The organism is Parasphingorhabdus marina DSM 22363 (genome assembly GCF_900128895.1).
Lineage (GTDB): Bacteria > Pseudomonadota > Alphaproteobacteria > Sphingomonadales > Sphingomonadaceae > Parasphingorhabdus > Parasphingorhabdus marina.
This window is the reverse complement of the sequence record NZ_FSQW01000001.1, coordinates 1,946,692-1,962,728: the sequence shown is the minus strand read 5'-3', so window position 1 is coordinate 1,962,728 and position 16,037 is coordinate 1,946,692. Positions and strand designations below refer to the sequence as shown.

Genomic DNA, 16,037 nt, shown 5'->3' with positions numbered 1-16,037 from the left:
CGGCACCATTGGCGTTGCCATTGTTCCCGTTGCCGTTACCGCCACCGTTGGAACCGCCATTGCCATTGCCGTTTCCATTGTTGCCGGCCCCGTTGCCACCGCCATTGGCGGGGCCGTTGCCGTTGGCGCCATTCGCTCCGGCAGCGGGCGAACCACCGCCATTGCCATTACCGCCACCATTGGAGGCACCACCGCCAGCGTTGGCCGTTCCGCCGCCATTAGCGTTGCCAGAGCCTTTGTTGTTCCCGTTCCCACCGGCACTGGCTGAACCACCTCCGTTGGCATTACCGCCGGAACCACCACCAGCCGGAGGATTACCTCCGCTTGCCGTAGCCGCCGTCTCGTTTCCGGGATTGGAGCCGTTGAGAATACCCTGGCTAGGGGTGTCTGAATTTGCACCACCGGTATTGCCGGGGATAGATCCGGTCAGTCCGGTATCCAGCATGGCCAACCGGACCGACGCATTTTCTTTTGGTTGGTCGGACACCAGGCCACCGGTCAGCTCGGAAAACGAAACCGGCTGATCAGTGACCGGGCTACTGATCACACCTTCCGTACCGGAAGCCGCGATATCCACAATTTCGACAACCTCGGAAGAAGGTTCAGAAGCGGGATCATCTCCGACAGGGTCAGATTCTCCGGTTTTCATCCCGGCCGGGGCATTGGGCGAGTCGATCACCTTGCTGGCGGTGCCGGTGATGGTCAGGCGGAATTGCTGATCCTGCGTGACCATGCCGATCATGCCGGGTGACAACAGATGCTGGGCGCCGCCATCATTGGTCGACACCTGAACCGCGCCTTCGGTCACCTGTACCGCCGTACCTGTTTCGGAAACCGTAACGCTGAAGGTCGTGCCCTTCACGACAGCGGCGAGATACGGCGTCTTGACGCCGAAATGCGGGGTTGCTTTCTTGTCTATCCGGAACAGGACGTTGCCGACTTCGTTGAAAAACTGGAACAAACCGCCAGATTTCTGCGGTTCGCTGATCCGAATCCGGCTGCCTGGCGAAACGACGACATATTCCTGCCCGCGCACCAGCACCGCCCGGCTTTTGCGACCGGTCGACACCACGTCACCCGGACGCAGTTGCCCTCCGGTAATGGCAATTTTTGATACACCCGCGCGCAGAATGTTAACAGTTCCGCTGCTTTCGGAAATTTTCCATTTTGGGGTTTCGGCGAGGGCCGGAGCGCTCGACAGAAATGCGCTCAGGGCCAGTAATTTCGCGACGTTTTTCATTTTTCTTACTCTTGTATTTGTTCCTGTTGCTTCGTGTTGGTCCCGAGCAAAAATCTGTCTGAAATCAGCGGAATAGAGAGTGAAACTGCAAAAGCGGTTTAAAATGAGGCTGAATTTTCCGTTAAATCACTGGTTCGATAAGCTTTTCCTAAGCTTTCAACGCTAAACAAATTTTGTTGAGGGCTTCCAGGAGTTGTTTTTGTACCGCGTTCTTCCCATCGGATTTTCCGCCGGAATCCTGTGCTCTGCGTCCATCGCAGCGGCGCAGCAATCCGCGAATCCGTTTGAATCAGTGGGAGAAAACCAGCAATTTCCGGCCGCGACCCAGCCGGACAATCAGGTTCAAACGCCGATTGTTGAAAATGCGATCCGGTCAACAGGCTCAAATACCAGCGGAACGACCATCGGAGCGGTCAATGTCCAGGCTCCGGCCGATATCCCGCTGGCACCCATGGCCAGCAAATATGAAAGTTTCATTGGCCAGGACGCCAGTCCGGAAGTCTTGAGCCAGCTCGCCAATGCGGTCTCCCGGTCGGCCCGGGATCAGGGCTATATCTTCGCCAGCGCAGAAATTCCCGCCCAGGCAGTGAGAATGGGGATCGTCTCGGTTAATCTCGACCCGGGCCCGATCCACGAAGTGCGGATCATCGGTTCTGACAATCGCCGCCTCCGACGGATACTGGACCGGCTGGTCTGTGATGCCGCCCAGTCGGCCCTTCTGGAGCGGCAACTGCTGCTCGCCGGCGACCTTCCCGACATCACCTTGCAAAACACGCGCTATGTCCGCGAAAACGGGAAGGGCATTCTCCTTGTCACGGTCCGTGAACAGAAGGCCCGGGGATATGCGACCGTGGACAATTACGGGCCATCGACGCTGGGACCCGTGCGGGCCCGACTCAAGCTTGACGTCTCGGGTTTACTTCAGGACAGTGATGTGCTGACGACCTCGGTCACCAGTACCATCGCTCAGCCCGACGAACTCACCTATATCAGCGCCCGCTATGCCATGACTCTCGGCAATGGCGGCACAGTGCTTGGGATCAGCGCTGCCGCCGGCCGCACACATAGCGGCGGTCCTTTGAGCGCCTTCGATTTCCGCGGGCGCAATCGTTATGCAGCGGTGTTCGCAAGCCATGCTCTGAAACGCAGCAACAATCTCAATGCCTGGCTCAACGCCGAACTGGCCTATCTGGAAGTGCAGCAATCGCAAGCCCGCAGCCAGTTTCAGGACGATGACATTGTCACCGCATCGGTCAGCTTCTCTGGCAATGCCAAGGTGGGTTCGGGGCGGATCTATGGCGGCATTGGGGTGACGCAGGGTCTCGGCATACTGGGAGCCAGCCGCCGTGGCGATCCGCTCAATTCGCGCAGTGATGCAGACGGAACTTTCACCCGAGCCAATTTGTGGGTCAACAGCATCCTGAGATTTGGTGGCGGTTTCGGCATGCGGCTGGCGGCCAATGCCCAGATCGCATCCAGTCCCTTGCTGTCTGCACAGGAAATATCCCTGGGCGGCCCCTATTTCGGCCGCGGATATGATTTCACCGAGCGGTTCGGCGATGAAGGGGTGCTGGGACTTGCCGAATTCCGCAAGGATTTCAACCAGCCCACACCATGGATGAACTGGCTGCAGCTCTATGGATTTGTTGATGGTGGCTATGTGTCTCACATTGGTGACGGATTTGGCGACGGAACGCTGCTTTCTGCCGGGGCCGGCATGCGCGCACAAATGGGACGCTTTGACATGGGGCTCGAAGCGGCAGCGCCACTGAATGAAGACCGTTTTGAAAGTGGTGACCAGTCACCGCGGGTCAATGTCCAGGTCGGCGTTCAATTCTGATCTGCCTCTCCATTCAGTTGCTTCCTGCCACTGAACCATTGCCTCCCCCGCATCATGCTGTAAGCTGTCTTCTGCCTGCAGCAAGGCCGGCACAGGAGAGCATGAGTGGACGCACCCGATACCCAGCCGGCGCAGAATGAACCGGCGCGTCCTGCCACCGATCCTGCTGCCCCCTCTCCGCCAGACAGGCTCTTCTACGGCTGGATCAACACCGCGCTGTTGTTTTTCATCTATTTTGCAGCGTCGGGTTTCGTCTATTTCGCCTATGCCGTCATTTTCCCGGCGATGGTCGAGGCCATGGACTGGAACCGCGGCTCGGCATCCATTGCGCACAGTATCGGCTTTGTTGTGCTCGGCCTCTGCTACCCCTTCACTGCCTGGATGATCGGCAAGCGCGGGGTCAGGTTCACCATGACCGCCGGATTGGTGCTGATGCTTGCCGGTTTGCTGGCGATCATATTGCTGGTCACCGAGGTCTGGCAATGGACCATAATCTGGGGTCTGGTCATCGGCCTGTCCCTCGCCCTGACCAGTCCGCTGTGCGGCCATACACTCGCGATCAGCTGGTTCAATATCCGGCGTGCCACCGTGCTGGGCATTGTTGTCACCGGCAGCGCCGCCGGCGGCTTTGTGGCCCAGCCGGTTCTCGCCGCGATCATGACCCGGTTCGGAACGTGGCAATCGGGCTGGGCCGCCAGCGCCGTCATCGTGTTGATCGCACTGGTACTTGCCCGGTTTCTTATCAACCGGCCCCAGGATATCGGCCAGCATCCTGACAATGTTGATCCGGAAAAGGCGCGACTTTCTGCAGACCGGGCGGCAACCAAACCCCGAACCTACCGCAGTGCTCACAACTGGACCATCCGCCAGGTGTTTGGCACAGTCAGCGTCTATCTGCTCATGCTGATCAACGTGACCTATCTGGGAACTGGCACCTTCCTGCTCACCCACGGCGCGCTATATCTTTCTGATGCCGGTATTCCGGGGTTGCAAATCGCCTCTTTGATGGGCGCCTTCATCCTGGGCAGCGGATCCGGGCGGATCCCGGCCGGCTGGCTCGGGGACCGGTTCGAGATGCGCTGGCTGATGGCGATCATCATGGGTCTGATGTTTGGCAGTTTCCTGCTGTTCGGATCAACGGACAGCTTTGCTTTGCTGATCATCTCGGGATTTGTGTTCGGGGCCTGCTATGGAGGCCTGTTCGCACTCGCGCCGGCGCTGATCAGCAACTTTTTCGGCGAGGCCAGTTTTGCGCGAATAAATGCCGTCTTTGCCCCTCTGTTGCTGCCTTTTGTGGCGACGGTTCCGGCCGGTGCTGGCTATGCCTATGAAGCTACGGGCAGCTATGATCTCGCGTTTTTGATCGGGACCGCCCTGCTGGCGCTTTCGGTGGTTGCCGCCATTTTGCTCAAGCCGCCGGTTTTCCGACCGGCTGAATCAGACTAGACCCGCCCATCGCTCGACAATAAAGCGGCTATCGGCTTGGTCCCTTTCCGTCCGGCCAGAATGATCATCAGGATGGTCGTGAACGGGACCGCAAGTATGGCTCCCGGGATGCCCCACAGTGCGGACCAGACCGACAGCGCCACCAGCACGACCATCGGACTTAGGTTCACCGACTTGCTCAGCATCCGCGGCTCGACAACATTGCCGATTATGACCTGCGCACCGGTCATCAACCCGGTTGCAACCAGCGGGATAGTCAGCGTTCCAAACTGGGCGACGGCAAACATTGCCGGAAAAGCCACTCCGACGATGGAACCGATATAGGGGATATAGTTGAGCAGACCGATGATGATGGCCCATAATGCCGCATATTCGACCCCCATGATCATCAGGATCACCCAGCAAATCACGCCGAGAATTACATTGATCAGCGTTTTGGTCGCCAGATAACTGCCAATGTCATGGTTGATCCGGGCAATCATGTTGAGCGTGTCCTTGGACTCGCTTTGGCTGCCAAATGCCCGCCGGACTTTCTGCGGAAATCCGGTAATCTCGCTGAGCATGAAAGAGGCGTAGAGGATCGTGATGAAGACAAAGCCGCCAAAACTGGTCAAGGAAGACAGCACGGACTGGGCAATTGCGGCAATGTCGATCTCGGTTAGCAGGTTGTTCGCAAACTCGCTGACCGCCTTGACGACTGCTTCGGTCCCGCGATCGAACATCAATGATGGCGACGTCATCATTTCGGCCATTTCCGGCTTGGGGCCCTCCACTTCCGTCGGCCCCGGGAACCAGGCGGCGAACAGGTTTTCGAGATTGCTCTGATATCGCGGCAGGGAAGGCACCAGCGTCTGCAAACTTGCGACCAGCATGCGGGTCAGCGCGAACAGCAGCAGCATCACACCAACCAGAGCGAGTGTCGCCCGAACCCACATCGGGGTGCGCCCCAGGCCCGGAATACGCGCTACGGCTGCGCTGGCAGCGTACAGGATCTGCAACAGGATGATCGCCGTCACGATCGGCAGGATAATGTCCTTGCCGACATAGAAGAGCCAGCCGATCATGATGGTTATGCCGACCGAGAAGAAAATCGTACTGACGCGACCCTGTAGCACTGTTCCCGCTCGCCATCCTGCCCAAATGAAACCTTTGAAAGGTGGTGATAAACACAAAAGCAGGCACTGTCATCACATCATCTGCGGGCAAGGCCAACTAGCATCTTGACGTCGCGCACCCTTCTCGGCCAATAGCCGATATGGCCGACGATATTTCTTCCCGTCCTCATGACGAATTGACCCGCAGAGGACTGCTTTTTGTCCTGTCTTCTCCATCCGGCGCAGGCAAATCCACTCTCGCACGCATGCTGCTCGAAGCCGATGACCAGATTGAAATGTCCGTCTCGGTCACGACCCGGCCAAAACGTCCGGGTGAAGAACATGGCCGGGACTATTATTTCGTCGAGGGTGAAGAATTTGAGGAAATGGTCGCGGATAATGCGTTTCTCGAATATGCGACAGTTTTTGGCAACCGCTATGCCACGCCAGCAGCACCGGTAAACCAGAGCCTCCAGGACGGCCGCGATGTCCTGTTTGACATTGACTGGCAAGGCACCCAGCAACTGTATCAGCGCGCCGGTCAGGATGTGGTTCGGGTGTTCATTCTCCCGCCTTCGCTCGCTGAACTTCGCGAACGGCTCGAAAGCCGTGCCACAGACAGCAACGAGATTATCGACAGCCGGATGCAGCGGGCAGCCAGCGAGATAAGTCACTGGGACGGCTATGACTATGTCCTGATCAATGACGACCTCGAAGCCTGTTTCGCCAAAGTACAGACCATTCTCGCCACCGAGCGCATGCGCCGGTCACGGCAGACCGGCCTGATTGGTTTTGTCCGTGACTTGATGACCGGCTAGGTCTGCCCTATTTCCCGGCCTTCCGCTTGACGTAGAGGCCGTCAAATACGTCGCTCCAGCTTTTGCCGCCATCATCTGATTTCTGCCAGTGCTGACGGACGCTGCCATCCGGATTGGGCGTCCAGGTGACCCGGTTGACCGTCGTTCCTGCGACATATCCTGGCCAGTTGGCGTTGCTCAGCACCATCTGCCCTTCCGCATTCGGCCCGCCCTCGATGTAGAGCGGGGTCCCGTCCACGCCCATCCAGGTCTGGTGCCACCTTTTCCGCGGCGCGTCGTAAAAGCTCATGCTCATGCCCGAATATCCGCCGTTCGTTTCATATTCTTCGCGAATGACGCACCCACCGTGCTGAACCGAGATGCGGTTAATGGCGGTTGCTGTTGTGCTGGCTGAAGAGGTTACGTCCCACTCCCCGATCCAGAAATCAAACGCCCGGTGCTCGGGTGTGGAACAAGGAGGAGCCGGTTTGCTGGGGGTGCCGGAACCACCGGCCGTCTGGGCAAAAGCGGGAGATGGAGTTGTCGTCATGATGCTGGCAACGGCCACCATCCCGCAAACCCGGGCGAAGGAGCTGGCCCATGCGGCAGGCCGGTTCAACCCGAAAAGATTGCGATATTCAGACATGTTCCATCCCCCTGACCAAAGGGATGCCCGAAGCACATCCAGTCGGTTGGGGATGCGTCATCGGGAATTCCCTTCGTGCTATCTGCAACGCTATGCACAAGAGAACCATCCTGCATCGGTCTTTCGATGAAAAACCGCGGCGCTTCGACAAAAAACACAGGTCTTTATCCGATCGGCAGATTGCAGTTCCGGCAATCAGATCCTGCGGTCACAACCCCCGATTACTGCTTTGGGTTGTAGTTGGCGGGTTCAGCGAATAGGAAATGCCGACAAGGAGCGAGCACATGGCGGATCTGGTAAAACGCGAGGACGAAAACGGTCTTGCCATTTTGACGTTCAACCGGCCCGAAAAACTGAACTCTCTCACGGTGGGCATGTTCCGGGAACTGCGCGCCCATATTGCCGGTTTGCGCAAGGATGACACTATTGGTTGCGTTGTCATCCGAGGCGCGGGAAAATGTTTTTCCGCCGGCCATGATCTCGCCGACATCGCAGAGGGGGAAGAAGTCCCCTCACGCGGCTGGCACAGCGAAACTTTGCGGATGATGGAGAAGCTTCCGAAACCCGTGATCGCAGCCGTTCACGGCCATTGCTATACGGGGGCGCTGGAAGTGGCTCTTGCTGCGGATTTCATTCTTGCGGCTGACAATGCGCGATTTGGAGACACCCATGCAAAATGGGCGCTCACCCCTGTCTGGGGAATGAGCCAGCGCCTGCCCCGGCGCGTGGGCATTGCCACCGCCAAGCGGCTGATGTTTACGGCTGACATGATCGATGCGGATGAAGCGGTGCGGATTGGCCTCGCGGAATATGCAGTGCCCGCAGACAGCTTCGATACCGAAATCCGCGCGCTTGGTCAGAAAATTCTGGCCAATTCGGCATTTTCGCATGCCGCAAACAAACGCTTGCTTGAGGCGACGGACGGCGGACCGCTGGATGCGGGGCTGCAATGGGAAGTGATGGAAACCGAAGGCACCGGCCCCGACATGCAAGAGCGGATTGCGGCATTCGCATCAAAACGGAAGTGAACCGGAGCGGTTGATGGATCAGAACGCAGCATCCCGTGTGGAGACAGGTTTTCTTATCCTGCTTGTGGCGCTTGTCACGGCCGCATTTGCATGGCTGATCGAACCCTTTTTCGGCGCCATAATCTGGGCTGTGGTGATCACAGTGCTGTTTCTCCCGGTGTTCGACTGGCTGGTCAGGATTTTGAAGGGCCGCACATCCAGCGCGGCGTTGCTGACACTTCTGCTGATTATTTCGCTAGTCATCGTCCCGGCCATCATTCTCGGCTTTGTGTTGCTCCGTGAAGCATCGGATATCTACGTCCGCATTCAGTCGGGCGAGATAGATTTCCGCGATGTCTTCGCGGCGTTTGAAGGCACCCTCCCGCTTTGGGTCCAGGACCGCATGGAAAGCTACGGGATCGGAAACTTTGCGGCTGTCCGGGAAAAGATCGAGGCTTTTATCGCAAGCAGTTTTGAATCGGTGATCGGGCAACTCATCAATATTGGACAAAGCGCCTTTTCCTTCTTCCTCGCCCTTGGTGTGATGCTGTATCTGACTTTCTATCTCTTGCGGGATGGCCGGACCCTGGTCAGCCATGTCGAGCGGGCCATCCCGATGCAACGTCATCAAAGAGACATCCTGTTCGGCAAATTTGTCACCGTGATTCAGGCCACAATCAAGGGCAGTATCATTGTTGCCATATTGCAGGGCACAATTGGCGGAGTGATCTTCTGGATGCTGGATATCCGCGGCGCACTGCTCTGGGGCGTTTCCATGGGCATATTGTCGTTGCTTCCAGCTATCGGGACCGGACTGGTCTGGGTGCCCGTTGCCATTTACCTCATTGTCACGGGCGCCGTCTGGCAAGGCGTGGTGCTCGTCTTCTGCGGGCTGTTCATCATCGGTATGGTCGACAATATCCTGCGCCCGATCCTCGTCGGGCGGGACACCCGCATCCCCGACTATGTCATCCTCATTTCGACATTTGGCGGCCTGCAGCTTCTGGGCTTCAACGGCATAGTGATCGGACCGTTGCTTGCCGCGTTGTTCCTGGCTTTGTGGGATATTTTCGCGCAAACCCGCCGGGAACCGGAAATCGCAACTATGAATTGAGCATTAGATATGTTCTATCCGGACGCTTTGCCAATTTCGGGTCTTCCGCGGATTGCAGGACCCATGACAATTGGCTAAGGCAGGCCCATGAACCCATGTGAAACCTGCGCGGTCCGCAATCAGGCCATTTGTTCCGCACTCAACCCCGATGAACTCGGCGTGCTCAATCGTATTGGACGTTCCCTTTCGATGCAGAAGGGCCAGTCACTGATGTGGGAAGGCGACCAGTCTCTCACTGTCGCCAATATCATCAGCGGGGTTTTCAAGCTGACTTCCTCACTGGACGACGGTCGGGAACAGATTATCGGCATTGCCTATCCGTCCGATTTTGTCGGCCGGCCTTTTGGTAACACCAATGAATATACCGTCACCGCGCTGACAGACGCCAAACTCTGCGCTTTCGCCAGGGCAGATTTTGAGAAATTCACACCGCAGCATCCGCAAATGGAGCACAAGCTGCTCGAAAAAACGCTGGACGAACTTGATCGGGCGCGGCGATGGATGTTGCTGCTGGGCCGCAAGACGGCGCCGGAAAAAGTCGCGTCATTCCTGCTTGAGATGTCACAAAAGCTTGGCGGAAATGACTGCTCAACAGGCGACACAGCATTGGCGGCATTCGAATTGCCCTTTGGCCGACAACAAGTCGCAGACATTTTGGGTCTGACCATCGAAACTGTCAGTCGTCAGATGACCCAGATGAAAAAAGCCGGTCTGATCGATCTGCCTGATCGGCGGCACGTCCGGATATTACAACCAGAACAACTTGAAGAAATGTCGATGGCACAGCCGGTCTGACGGCTGTGGCCAGAGTTCAGTGCCCCATGATCAGCGGCAACCGGGATTTCCGCAACTGATCGCGCGTGACACCGCCCATCAGCGTTTCTCGCAGGCGGGAATGCCCGTAAGCGCCCATCACAATCGCCGAAGCTCCGACGTCCTGGGCAAACTCCTCAATCACCTCTCCGGTCTTGCTTTTTCCGGCATTCAGCTGATGAAGATCCGACGAAACTCCGTGTCTGGACAGATAGGTTGAAGCATCAAGCGGTGGCAATTGCTTGCCCTCATCCACCGTCACCACATGAACATCGCTGGCCATTTTCAGGATCGGCAGGGCAAAGCGGATCGCCCGGGAAGACTCTTTTGACCCGTTCCAGGCGACAACAACCGGCTTCCCGCAATCAAAGGACATGCTCTCCGCCGGTACGATCATCGTCGCCGCATGCGCGTGAATTGCGACCTCTCCCGCGATCGGCAAGGGATCCGTGGGCTTGGCCCCCTTCCCCGCCGGCTGGCTGAGCACCAGCAGGTCGGCGAGGCCGCTTTGTTCGACCAAAAGGGTTGCCGGATCACCCAGCCCCAGTTGCCAGTTCCACGGCACGTCTTCCGACTGGAGTCGACTCTCTACCCGTTCCCGGTGGGCCTGTTCTGCTTCCTGCATATCAGTGATATTGATATCCGAAACAAAATGTCCGGCCATCGGTGCATAAGGGACCGGTGTGAACTGGACCGACGGCTGAAGGCAGGTCAGATGTGCCTCATGTGCCCGTGCCAGATCCAGCGCGACCTGCATCCGCGAGTCCAGCGCATCATCATCGCAAATGTGCAGCAATATCGATTTCATGACCATCTCCTTCTTTATGATGGTCATTGTTGATCAAAATCAGTCCCGGCACATTGATCTGGAGCAAATTGGCAGCAGATTTCCCGCACCTTCGATTGCACTCGGCTGACCAGCGCATGCAAACCCGTCGAACCGGGTCAGGTCTGGAATTCAGGCGGCCTGCTGCACGCCGCGAACCAGCTTGCCTGGCCGCGCACCCGTGGCATCGTCGAAACGCCGGATGATCTCGCCGGAAACGATGGTTGCATCATAGCCGGTCGCCCGCTGATGCAGTCGCCGGCCGCCGGCCGGAAGGTCATGGACAATTTCCGGCAAGTGCAGGCGCAGGGCATCCAGGTTGATGACATTGATATCCGCCTTCGCCCCGACCTTCAGGACACCCCGGTCGTGCAGCCCGACAGTTCGGGCCGGCTTCTGGGTCAGCATGTGAATGGCACCGGGCAGATCAAACTGTTTCGGCTGGTTTCCCTTGACCCAATGGGTCAGCAGAAAGGTGGAAAAGCTGGCATCGCAAATCGCACCATAATGCGCCCCGCCGTCACCCAGAGCGGGGATACAATGCGGATGACTGAGCATCTCATGGACCGAATCGAGGCTGTTATTCTCGTAATTTCCCAGCGCGCCCAGCAGCAGTCCCTTGCCCTCCGTTTCCAGGAAACGGTCATAGGCAATGTCTTGCGGCGTACATCCGCGCGCGGCAGCCAGAGCTTCCAGACTTTGGTCAGCCGGCGGCGCATAGTCGGGCGGATCGTCCAGCGGATAGAGCCAGCGCCAGTTGCGGCCGAGTTCATTGAACGGATGCCCCGGATCCGGTTCCTCCGTGATCAGCGCCTGCCGCAGTTCCGGATCGCGCATCGCGGCGACTTTCTCGTCCAGCGGCAGGTCGGCGATTTTTTGCCAGCTGGGACACATGATGAACGGATGAACGGACAGCTCCAGCCCTTCGATAATCCCGATCGGCCGGGGCATGACCTGACCGGTAACCCTGGCATCCCCGTCATTGGCCGCATTGGTTTCTTCCATCATGGTCAAAACCTTGCGCCAGCGCGGCGGTGCGTCATTGCCGCTGGCCAGGGTGAATGTCACCGGACGACCCGTTTCCGAGACAACGGCTTCAATCACCGGATATTCGCGGTCAAATCCGACAAAGGCGTCCAGTACGATCTGAAACGTGCCTGCTCCGGCATCGGCCATGCCGCCACAGATGGCCGTCAATTCATCAACATCGGTCTGAAATGTCGGGATGCTTCCGCCATCTGCCGTCTTGTGGATGCTCAGCCGGGACGTCGCGAAGCCAATTGCGCCCGCCTCAATCGCTTCGCGTGACAGGTTCCGCATGCGTTCCAGGTCCTCTGCCGTCGCTGGCTCGCGATTGGCTCCGCGCTCGCCCATGGCATACACACGGAGCGGGGAATGTGGCAGATAGACAGCCACATCAATATCGCGCTGGCCCTTGTCCACGACGTCCAGATATTCGGGAAAAGTCTCCCAGTTCCATGGCAGCCCTTCCGCCATGACGACGCCGGGTATATCCTCCACGCCCTCCATGACGTTAATCAGCATGTCGTGATCTTCCTGGCGACAGGGCGCGAAACCGACACCGCAATTGCCCATCACGGCGGTGGTCACGCCATGCGAGGATGAGGGCGCCATTTCTTCCGACCAGACGGCCTGCCCGTCATAATGGGTATGCACATCGACAAAGCCCGGGGTAACAATGCGATCGGTGGCATCGATTTCCTCGGCCCCGCTTTCCGTAATGTTTCCAATGGCCACAATCCGGCCGTCGCGGACGGCAATATCCTGTTGAACGGGCGCACTGCCGGTCCCATCCACCACCAGGCCCCCGCGGATGATCAGATCATAATTCTGCGCCATGTCATTTCTCCGTTTGTTTAACCCGATTTCACATCCCGGAACGGCATGTTGCGATCGACCTCGAATTCGCGCGGCAATCCCAGCACACGCTCCGAAATGATGTTGCGCTGGATCTGGTCGCTGCCGCCGCCGATGCTGTTCATATAGGCTTTTGCTGAGTCAAAATTCATGTCGGCGGAATCCGGATGGTCCTTGCCATGGAGCAGACTGGCGGCACCGAGTATATCCGCCGCTACGCGCGCTTCACCATGCTGAATCCGCGACATGGCGAGTTTGCCCAGCGACATCAGCGATGATGACCCATTGGCCAGAATTTCCGCCTTGGCGCGCTGCATATTGAGCGCATTCAATTGTCGGTAGGCTATGGCCTGCGCCATTTTCTGCCGCAGGACGGGATCCTGCAGCTTGCCATGTTTTCGGGCGAGCTGAATCAGTGGCGGTTCGGCCCCCTTTTCCTTGCCCTGTCGTTCGGTTGCCCCTTCCCCCATGATCAACCGTTCATAGGCAAGCGCCGTCTGTAACACTTTCCAGCCGCCATTGCGTTCGCCCACGATATAGCGCGCCGGGACCCGGGCTTCGGAAATGAATATCTCGTTGAATTCCGATTCACCGGTTATCTGGTTGATCGGCCGGATTTCCACACCCGGCTGCTTCATCGGGAAGATGAAAAAGGTGATGCCGGAATGCTTTGGCACATCCCAGTCACTGCGTGCCAGCAGCATTCCGTAGGTGGCTTCGGTGGCGTTGGATGTCCAGACCTTCTGTCCGGTGATGACATATTCCCCGCCATCAGGCCCCGCTTGCCACTCGGCCTTGGTCCGTACTCCGGCCAGGTCCGACCCGGCATTGGGTTCCGAGTAAAGCAGACAGCTGAAACTGCCGGTCAGCATGTCGCGCAGCAACTCCTGTTTCAGCTCCGGACTACCCAGCCGGTAGACCGTAACGGCGCCCAGATTATAGCGATCCTGCGAGCGACCGATCACGTTACGTGCCTTCAGGATGCGATCGATGATCCGGCCTTGTTTCGATCCCAGCCCCAGGCCAAACCATTCCGGTGACCAGGTCGGCACTGCATAGCCGGACTCCAGAAGTTTGGTCAGCCAGGATCTGACATCCAGCTTATCCGCGCCCTTCTCGCAGCGACGGGCATCATCCCAGTTCGCATCGAGCCAGGCGTTGACGTCGGCTGCGAGTTGCTCATCGGAGTCAGGTTTTTCCAGTGCCATCATGCGTTCTCCAGTGAGGCGAGATAGGTTTCCCGGTGCTGGTCCGAAGATCCAAACAGCCACAGTCCGGTGCGCGCGCGGCGCCAGAACAGATGTGCGGGATGTTCCCAGGTATAGGCAATTCCGCCATGCAGCTGGATCGCCTGCGCCGTTACATCCCGATAGGCATCTGCACCCGCGAAGGCCGCCAGACTGACCAGTGTTTGTGTGTCATCCGCTCCCGCATCCCAGGCACGGGCGGCATGGCGCGCAGCGGAGGCCGCAGATTCCACCTCGACGAGCATGTCTGCCGCCATGTGCTTGAGGGACTGGTAGCTGCCGATCTGACGCCCGAACTGGTGCCGGGTTTGCAGATATTCGATGGTGATATCAAAAATGCGTTTCACACCGCCCGCATGTTCGGCCGCCTGGGCAATGCGGGCGAGGTTCAGGGCAGAGTCAATATCGGCTTCGTCTACGCCGGTGAGCAGCCGGGCATTCACTCCGGAACACTGAAGCCTGGACAATCTCAGGGCCGGATCATTGGCCTGCATCGGGTCCAGTGCCATGCCATCCTGTTCCGCGTCAGCAACCAGTGCGCGGAGGCCGTCTGTTGTTTGCGCCAGCAGCAGAAACTGATGCGCACCCTTCGCATGCAGAACAAAAGAAGCGCTACCGTCGACAACCCAGTCATCGCCAACCGTTTCGGCCCGCAGGTCAATATCCTCTGTCGTCCACAGGCCTTTGTCTCCGGTGGCGGCTACGGCAAATATCATCTCGCCAGTGCAAATGGCGCCGAGAATTTCTTCCTTGAGACAGTCATCATCCGATGCAGCAACGAGATTCGCAGCGATTACGGATGTCGAGATAAAAGGACTGCATAACAAGTGCTTGCCCGCCTCTTCGAGTAAGGCTTCGAGCAAAACAGCCCCGCCGCCAATACCACCATGGGCCGGATCGACGAGCACACCGAGTAGCCCCATGTCCGCCATGGAAGTCCACAGCGCGGCATCATAACCGAGCTCAGTCTCCATCGCATCGCGAACCTGTGCCTCGCCGCTCTTCTCCGCGAGCAATCGCGCAAAACTTTCGCACATCGCGGTCTGTTCTTCGGTCGATATGGTCGACACTCTTCTCTCCGTCGTCTTTGTTCGAACGAATCCTTCGATTCCGGTCCGGTTATTGCCCTGCTGTTTTACCGCATTTCGGTGGAGAAAAACCTGTCAATAAAGAGGCCTCCTGCCATGCCGGTTCGGGATCAAGCGGCTGGCTTGGCGGCAAATCGCGGATCGGATGCACAGGCAGCATAGTCTTTCTTGATCATCTGGTGCCGCATGTCGAGAAATTGCTCCATCTCGGGATGGGTAAAAATATAGAAGCGGTTGGCTTCCACACAGTCTGCGACATAGGCCCCGACAAGATCCGCGCTGATGCCGCTCTCGACGACGGCTTTGATCTGCTGAAAAGCGGGATCAGCCATTGCTTCTTCCCGACTCTCGGTCTGTCCGGGGCGGTCGAGGCTGCTTTTGTGGATGTCTGTGCTGACCCAGGCAGGGCAAAGCACGCTGACCCCGATATTGCTGTCAACCATCTCCTGTTGCAGGCTCTCGGAATAGCCGACCACGGCAAATTTGGTGGCGTGATATGGTGCCATGGCTGCCGATGCTGCCAGACCGGCCATCGAAGCCACATTGATGATATGACCACCCTTCCCGCTCTCACGGATCAGCGGCAGGAAGGTCTCGACACCATGCACCACGCCCATCAGGTTGATATCGACAATCCACTTCCAGTCTGCAAGCGCGGTTTCCCCGGCCTGTCCGCCCAGCGCGACCCCCGCGTTGTTGACTACAATGTGTACGGCGCCAAATGCGTCGATGGTGGCGTCAGCTGCGGCCTTGACTGACTGCGCGCTGGCCACATCACAAACGCATGTTGCCACCTCAAAACCTTCCGTCTTTAGCTGTGAACCGGCGGCCTCGAGCTTCGCGCCGTCAATATCCGCCAGCATCAGCTTCGCGCCTCGCGCGCCCATGCTTTTCGCCATGGCAAAGCCGAGCCCGGAGGCACCGCCTGTGATGAATGCGGTTTTTCCGGTCAGTTCGGTCATGGATGTTTCCTTGTTATGAGTGGCACGAATTGGTCTGGT

At 58.1% G+C, this 16,037-nt stretch carries 14 protein-coding genes; 6 read left to right on the top strand and 8 right to left on the bottom strand.

Annotation, left to right across the window (positions count from 1 at the left end):
* The coding region (locus BUQ90_RS09560; RefSeq protein WP_074204753.1) for a FecR domain-containing protein at nucleotides 1-1,240 on the bottom strand (1,240 nt) is incomplete at its 3' end.
* 199 nt (nucleotides 1,241-1,439) lie between these two features.
* Between BUQ90_RS09560 and BUQ90_RS09555 the strand changes: the two genes are divergently transcribed.
* Entirely contained in the window at nucleotides 1,440-3,080 is a 1,641-nt protein-coding gene (locus BUQ90_RS09555) for a ShlB/FhaC/HecB family hemolysin secretion/activation protein (RefSeq protein WP_074204752.1), read from the top strand.
* A 105-nt stretch (nucleotides 3,081-3,185) separates the two neighbouring features.
* Nucleotides 3,186-4,526, top strand: coding sequence for an MFS transporter (locus tag BUQ90_RS09550; protein WP_074204751.1), 1,341 nt, complete (start codon nucleotides 3,186-3,188; stop codon nucleotides 4,524-4,526).
* Here BUQ90_RS09550 and BUQ90_RS09545 read toward each other — a convergent pair.
* On the bottom strand, nucleotides 4,523-5,641 hold the full coding sequence (locus BUQ90_RS09545; RefSeq protein ID WP_143182778.1) for an AI-2E family transporter: 1,119 nt from the start codon (nucleotides 5,639-5,641) through the stop codon (nucleotides 4,523-4,525). The genes BUQ90_RS09550 and BUQ90_RS09545 overlap by 4 nt on opposite strands.
* A 140-nt stretch (nucleotides 5,642-5,781) precedes the next feature.
* Between BUQ90_RS09545 and gmk the strand changes: the two genes are divergently transcribed.
* Complete coding sequence (gene gmk / locus BUQ90_RS09540) at nucleotides 5,782-6,438, top strand: guanylate kinase (protein ID WP_074204749.1); 657 nt, start codon at nucleotides 5,782-5,784, stop codon at nucleotides 6,436-6,438.
* Nucleotides 6,439-6,445: 7 nt separating this feature from the next.
* Here the strand turns inward: gmk and BUQ90_RS09535 are convergent, their stop codons facing one another.
* Nucleotides 6,446-7,063, bottom strand: a complete 618-nt coding sequence (locus BUQ90_RS09535) for a hypothetical protein (RefSeq protein WP_143182777.1) — start codon at nucleotides 7,061-7,063, stop codon at nucleotides 6,446-6,448.
* 284 nt (nucleotides 7,064-7,347) lie between these two features.
* On the opposite strand from BUQ90_RS09535, the gene BUQ90_RS09525 reads away from it, so the two are divergent.
* From BUQ90_RS09525 to BUQ90_RS09515, 3 genes are all read left to right on the top strand, one after another.
* Entirely contained in the window at nucleotides 7,348-8,091 is a 744-nt protein-coding gene (locus tag BUQ90_RS09525; protein ID WP_074204747.1) for an enoyl-CoA hydratase/isomerase family protein, read from the top strand.
* Nucleotides 8,092-8,104: 13 nt separating this feature from the next.
* Nucleotides 8,105-9,184: an AI-2E family transporter gene (locus BUQ90_RS09520; RefSeq protein ID WP_074204746.1), complete on the top strand. Its 1,080-nt coding sequence runs from the start codon at nucleotides 8,105-8,107 to the stop codon at nucleotides 9,182-9,184.
* An 87-nt stretch (nucleotides 9,185-9,271) separates the two neighbouring features.
* Entirely contained in the window at nucleotides 9,272-9,979 is a 708-nt protein-coding gene (locus BUQ90_RS09515) for a Crp/Fnr family transcriptional regulator (protein ID WP_074204745.1), read from the top strand.
* A gap of 16 nt (nucleotides 9,980-9,995) precedes the next feature.
* Here BUQ90_RS09515 and BUQ90_RS09510 read toward each other — a convergent pair whose 3' ends face one another.
* The 5 genes from BUQ90_RS09510 to BUQ90_RS09490 form a co-directional block, all read right to left on the bottom strand.
* The gene (locus BUQ90_RS09510) at nucleotides 9,996-10,805 is read right to left on the bottom strand and encodes a universal stress protein (RefSeq protein WP_074204744.1); all 810 of its coding nucleotides are present in this window, start codon (nucleotides 10,803-10,805) and stop codon (nucleotides 9,996-9,998) included.
* A 150-nt stretch (nucleotides 10,806-10,955) separates the two neighbouring features.
* Nucleotides 10,956-12,683, bottom strand: a complete 1,728-nt coding sequence (locus tag BUQ90_RS09505) for an N-acyl-D-amino-acid deacylase family protein (protein WP_074204743.1) — start codon at nucleotides 12,681-12,683, stop codon at nucleotides 10,956-10,958.
* Nucleotides 12,684-12,700: 17 nt separating this feature from the next.
* Entirely contained in the window at nucleotides 12,701-13,912 is a 1,212-nt protein-coding gene (locus BUQ90_RS09500) for an acyl-CoA dehydrogenase family protein (protein ID WP_204244760.1), read from the bottom strand.
* Complete coding sequence (locus BUQ90_RS09495) at nucleotides 13,909-15,018, bottom strand: acyl-CoA dehydrogenase family protein (protein ID WP_084192593.1); 1,110 nt, start codon at nucleotides 15,016-15,018, stop codon at nucleotides 13,909-13,911. Before BUQ90_RS09495 ends, BUQ90_RS09500 begins: the two co-directional genes overlap by 4 nt.
* A 128-nt stretch (nucleotides 15,019-15,146) precedes the next feature.
* Complete coding sequence (locus BUQ90_RS09490; RefSeq protein ID WP_074204742.1) at nucleotides 15,147-15,998, bottom strand: SDR family NAD(P)-dependent oxidoreductase; 852 nt, start codon at nucleotides 15,996-15,998, stop codon at nucleotides 15,147-15,149.
* Nucleotides 15,999-16,037 lie beyond the last annotated feature (39 nt).

Excerpts from the sequence above, each read along its gene's own strand:
- gmk (WP_074204749.1), top strand. The coding sequence starts at position 5,782 with ATGGCCGACGATATTTCTTCCCGTCCTCATGACGAATTGACCCGCAGA.
- BUQ90_RS09535 (WP_143182777.1), bottom strand. The coding sequence starts at position 7,063 with ATGTCTGAATATCGCAATCTTTTCGGGTTGAACCGGCCTGCCGCATGG.
- BUQ90_RS09525 (WP_074204747.1), top strand. The coding sequence starts at position 7,348 with ATGGCGGATCTGGTAAAACGCGAGGACGAAAACGGTCTTGCCATTTTG.
- BUQ90_RS09520 (WP_074204746.1), top strand. The coding sequence starts at position 8,105 with ATGGATCAGAACGCAGCATCCCGTGTGGAGACAGGTTTTCTTATCCTG.
- BUQ90_RS09515 (WP_074204745.1), top strand. The coding sequence starts at position 9,272 with ATGAACCCATGTGAAACCTGCGCGGTCCGCAATCAGGCCATTTGTTCC.
- BUQ90_RS09510 (WP_074204744.1), bottom strand. The coding sequence starts at position 10,805 with ATGAAATCGATATTGCTGCACATTTGCGATGATGATGCGCTGGACTCG.
- BUQ90_RS09505 (WP_074204743.1), bottom strand. The coding sequence starts at position 12,683 with ATGGCGCAGAATTATGATCTGATCATCCGCGGGGGCCTGGTGGTGGAT.
- BUQ90_RS09500 (WP_204244760.1), bottom strand. The coding sequence starts at position 13,912 with ATGATGGCACTGGAAAAACCTGACTCCGATGAGCAACTCGCAGCCGAC.
- BUQ90_RS09490 (WP_074204742.1), bottom strand. The coding sequence starts at position 15,998 with ATGACCGAACTGACCGGAAAAACCGCATTCATCACAGGCGGTGCCTCC.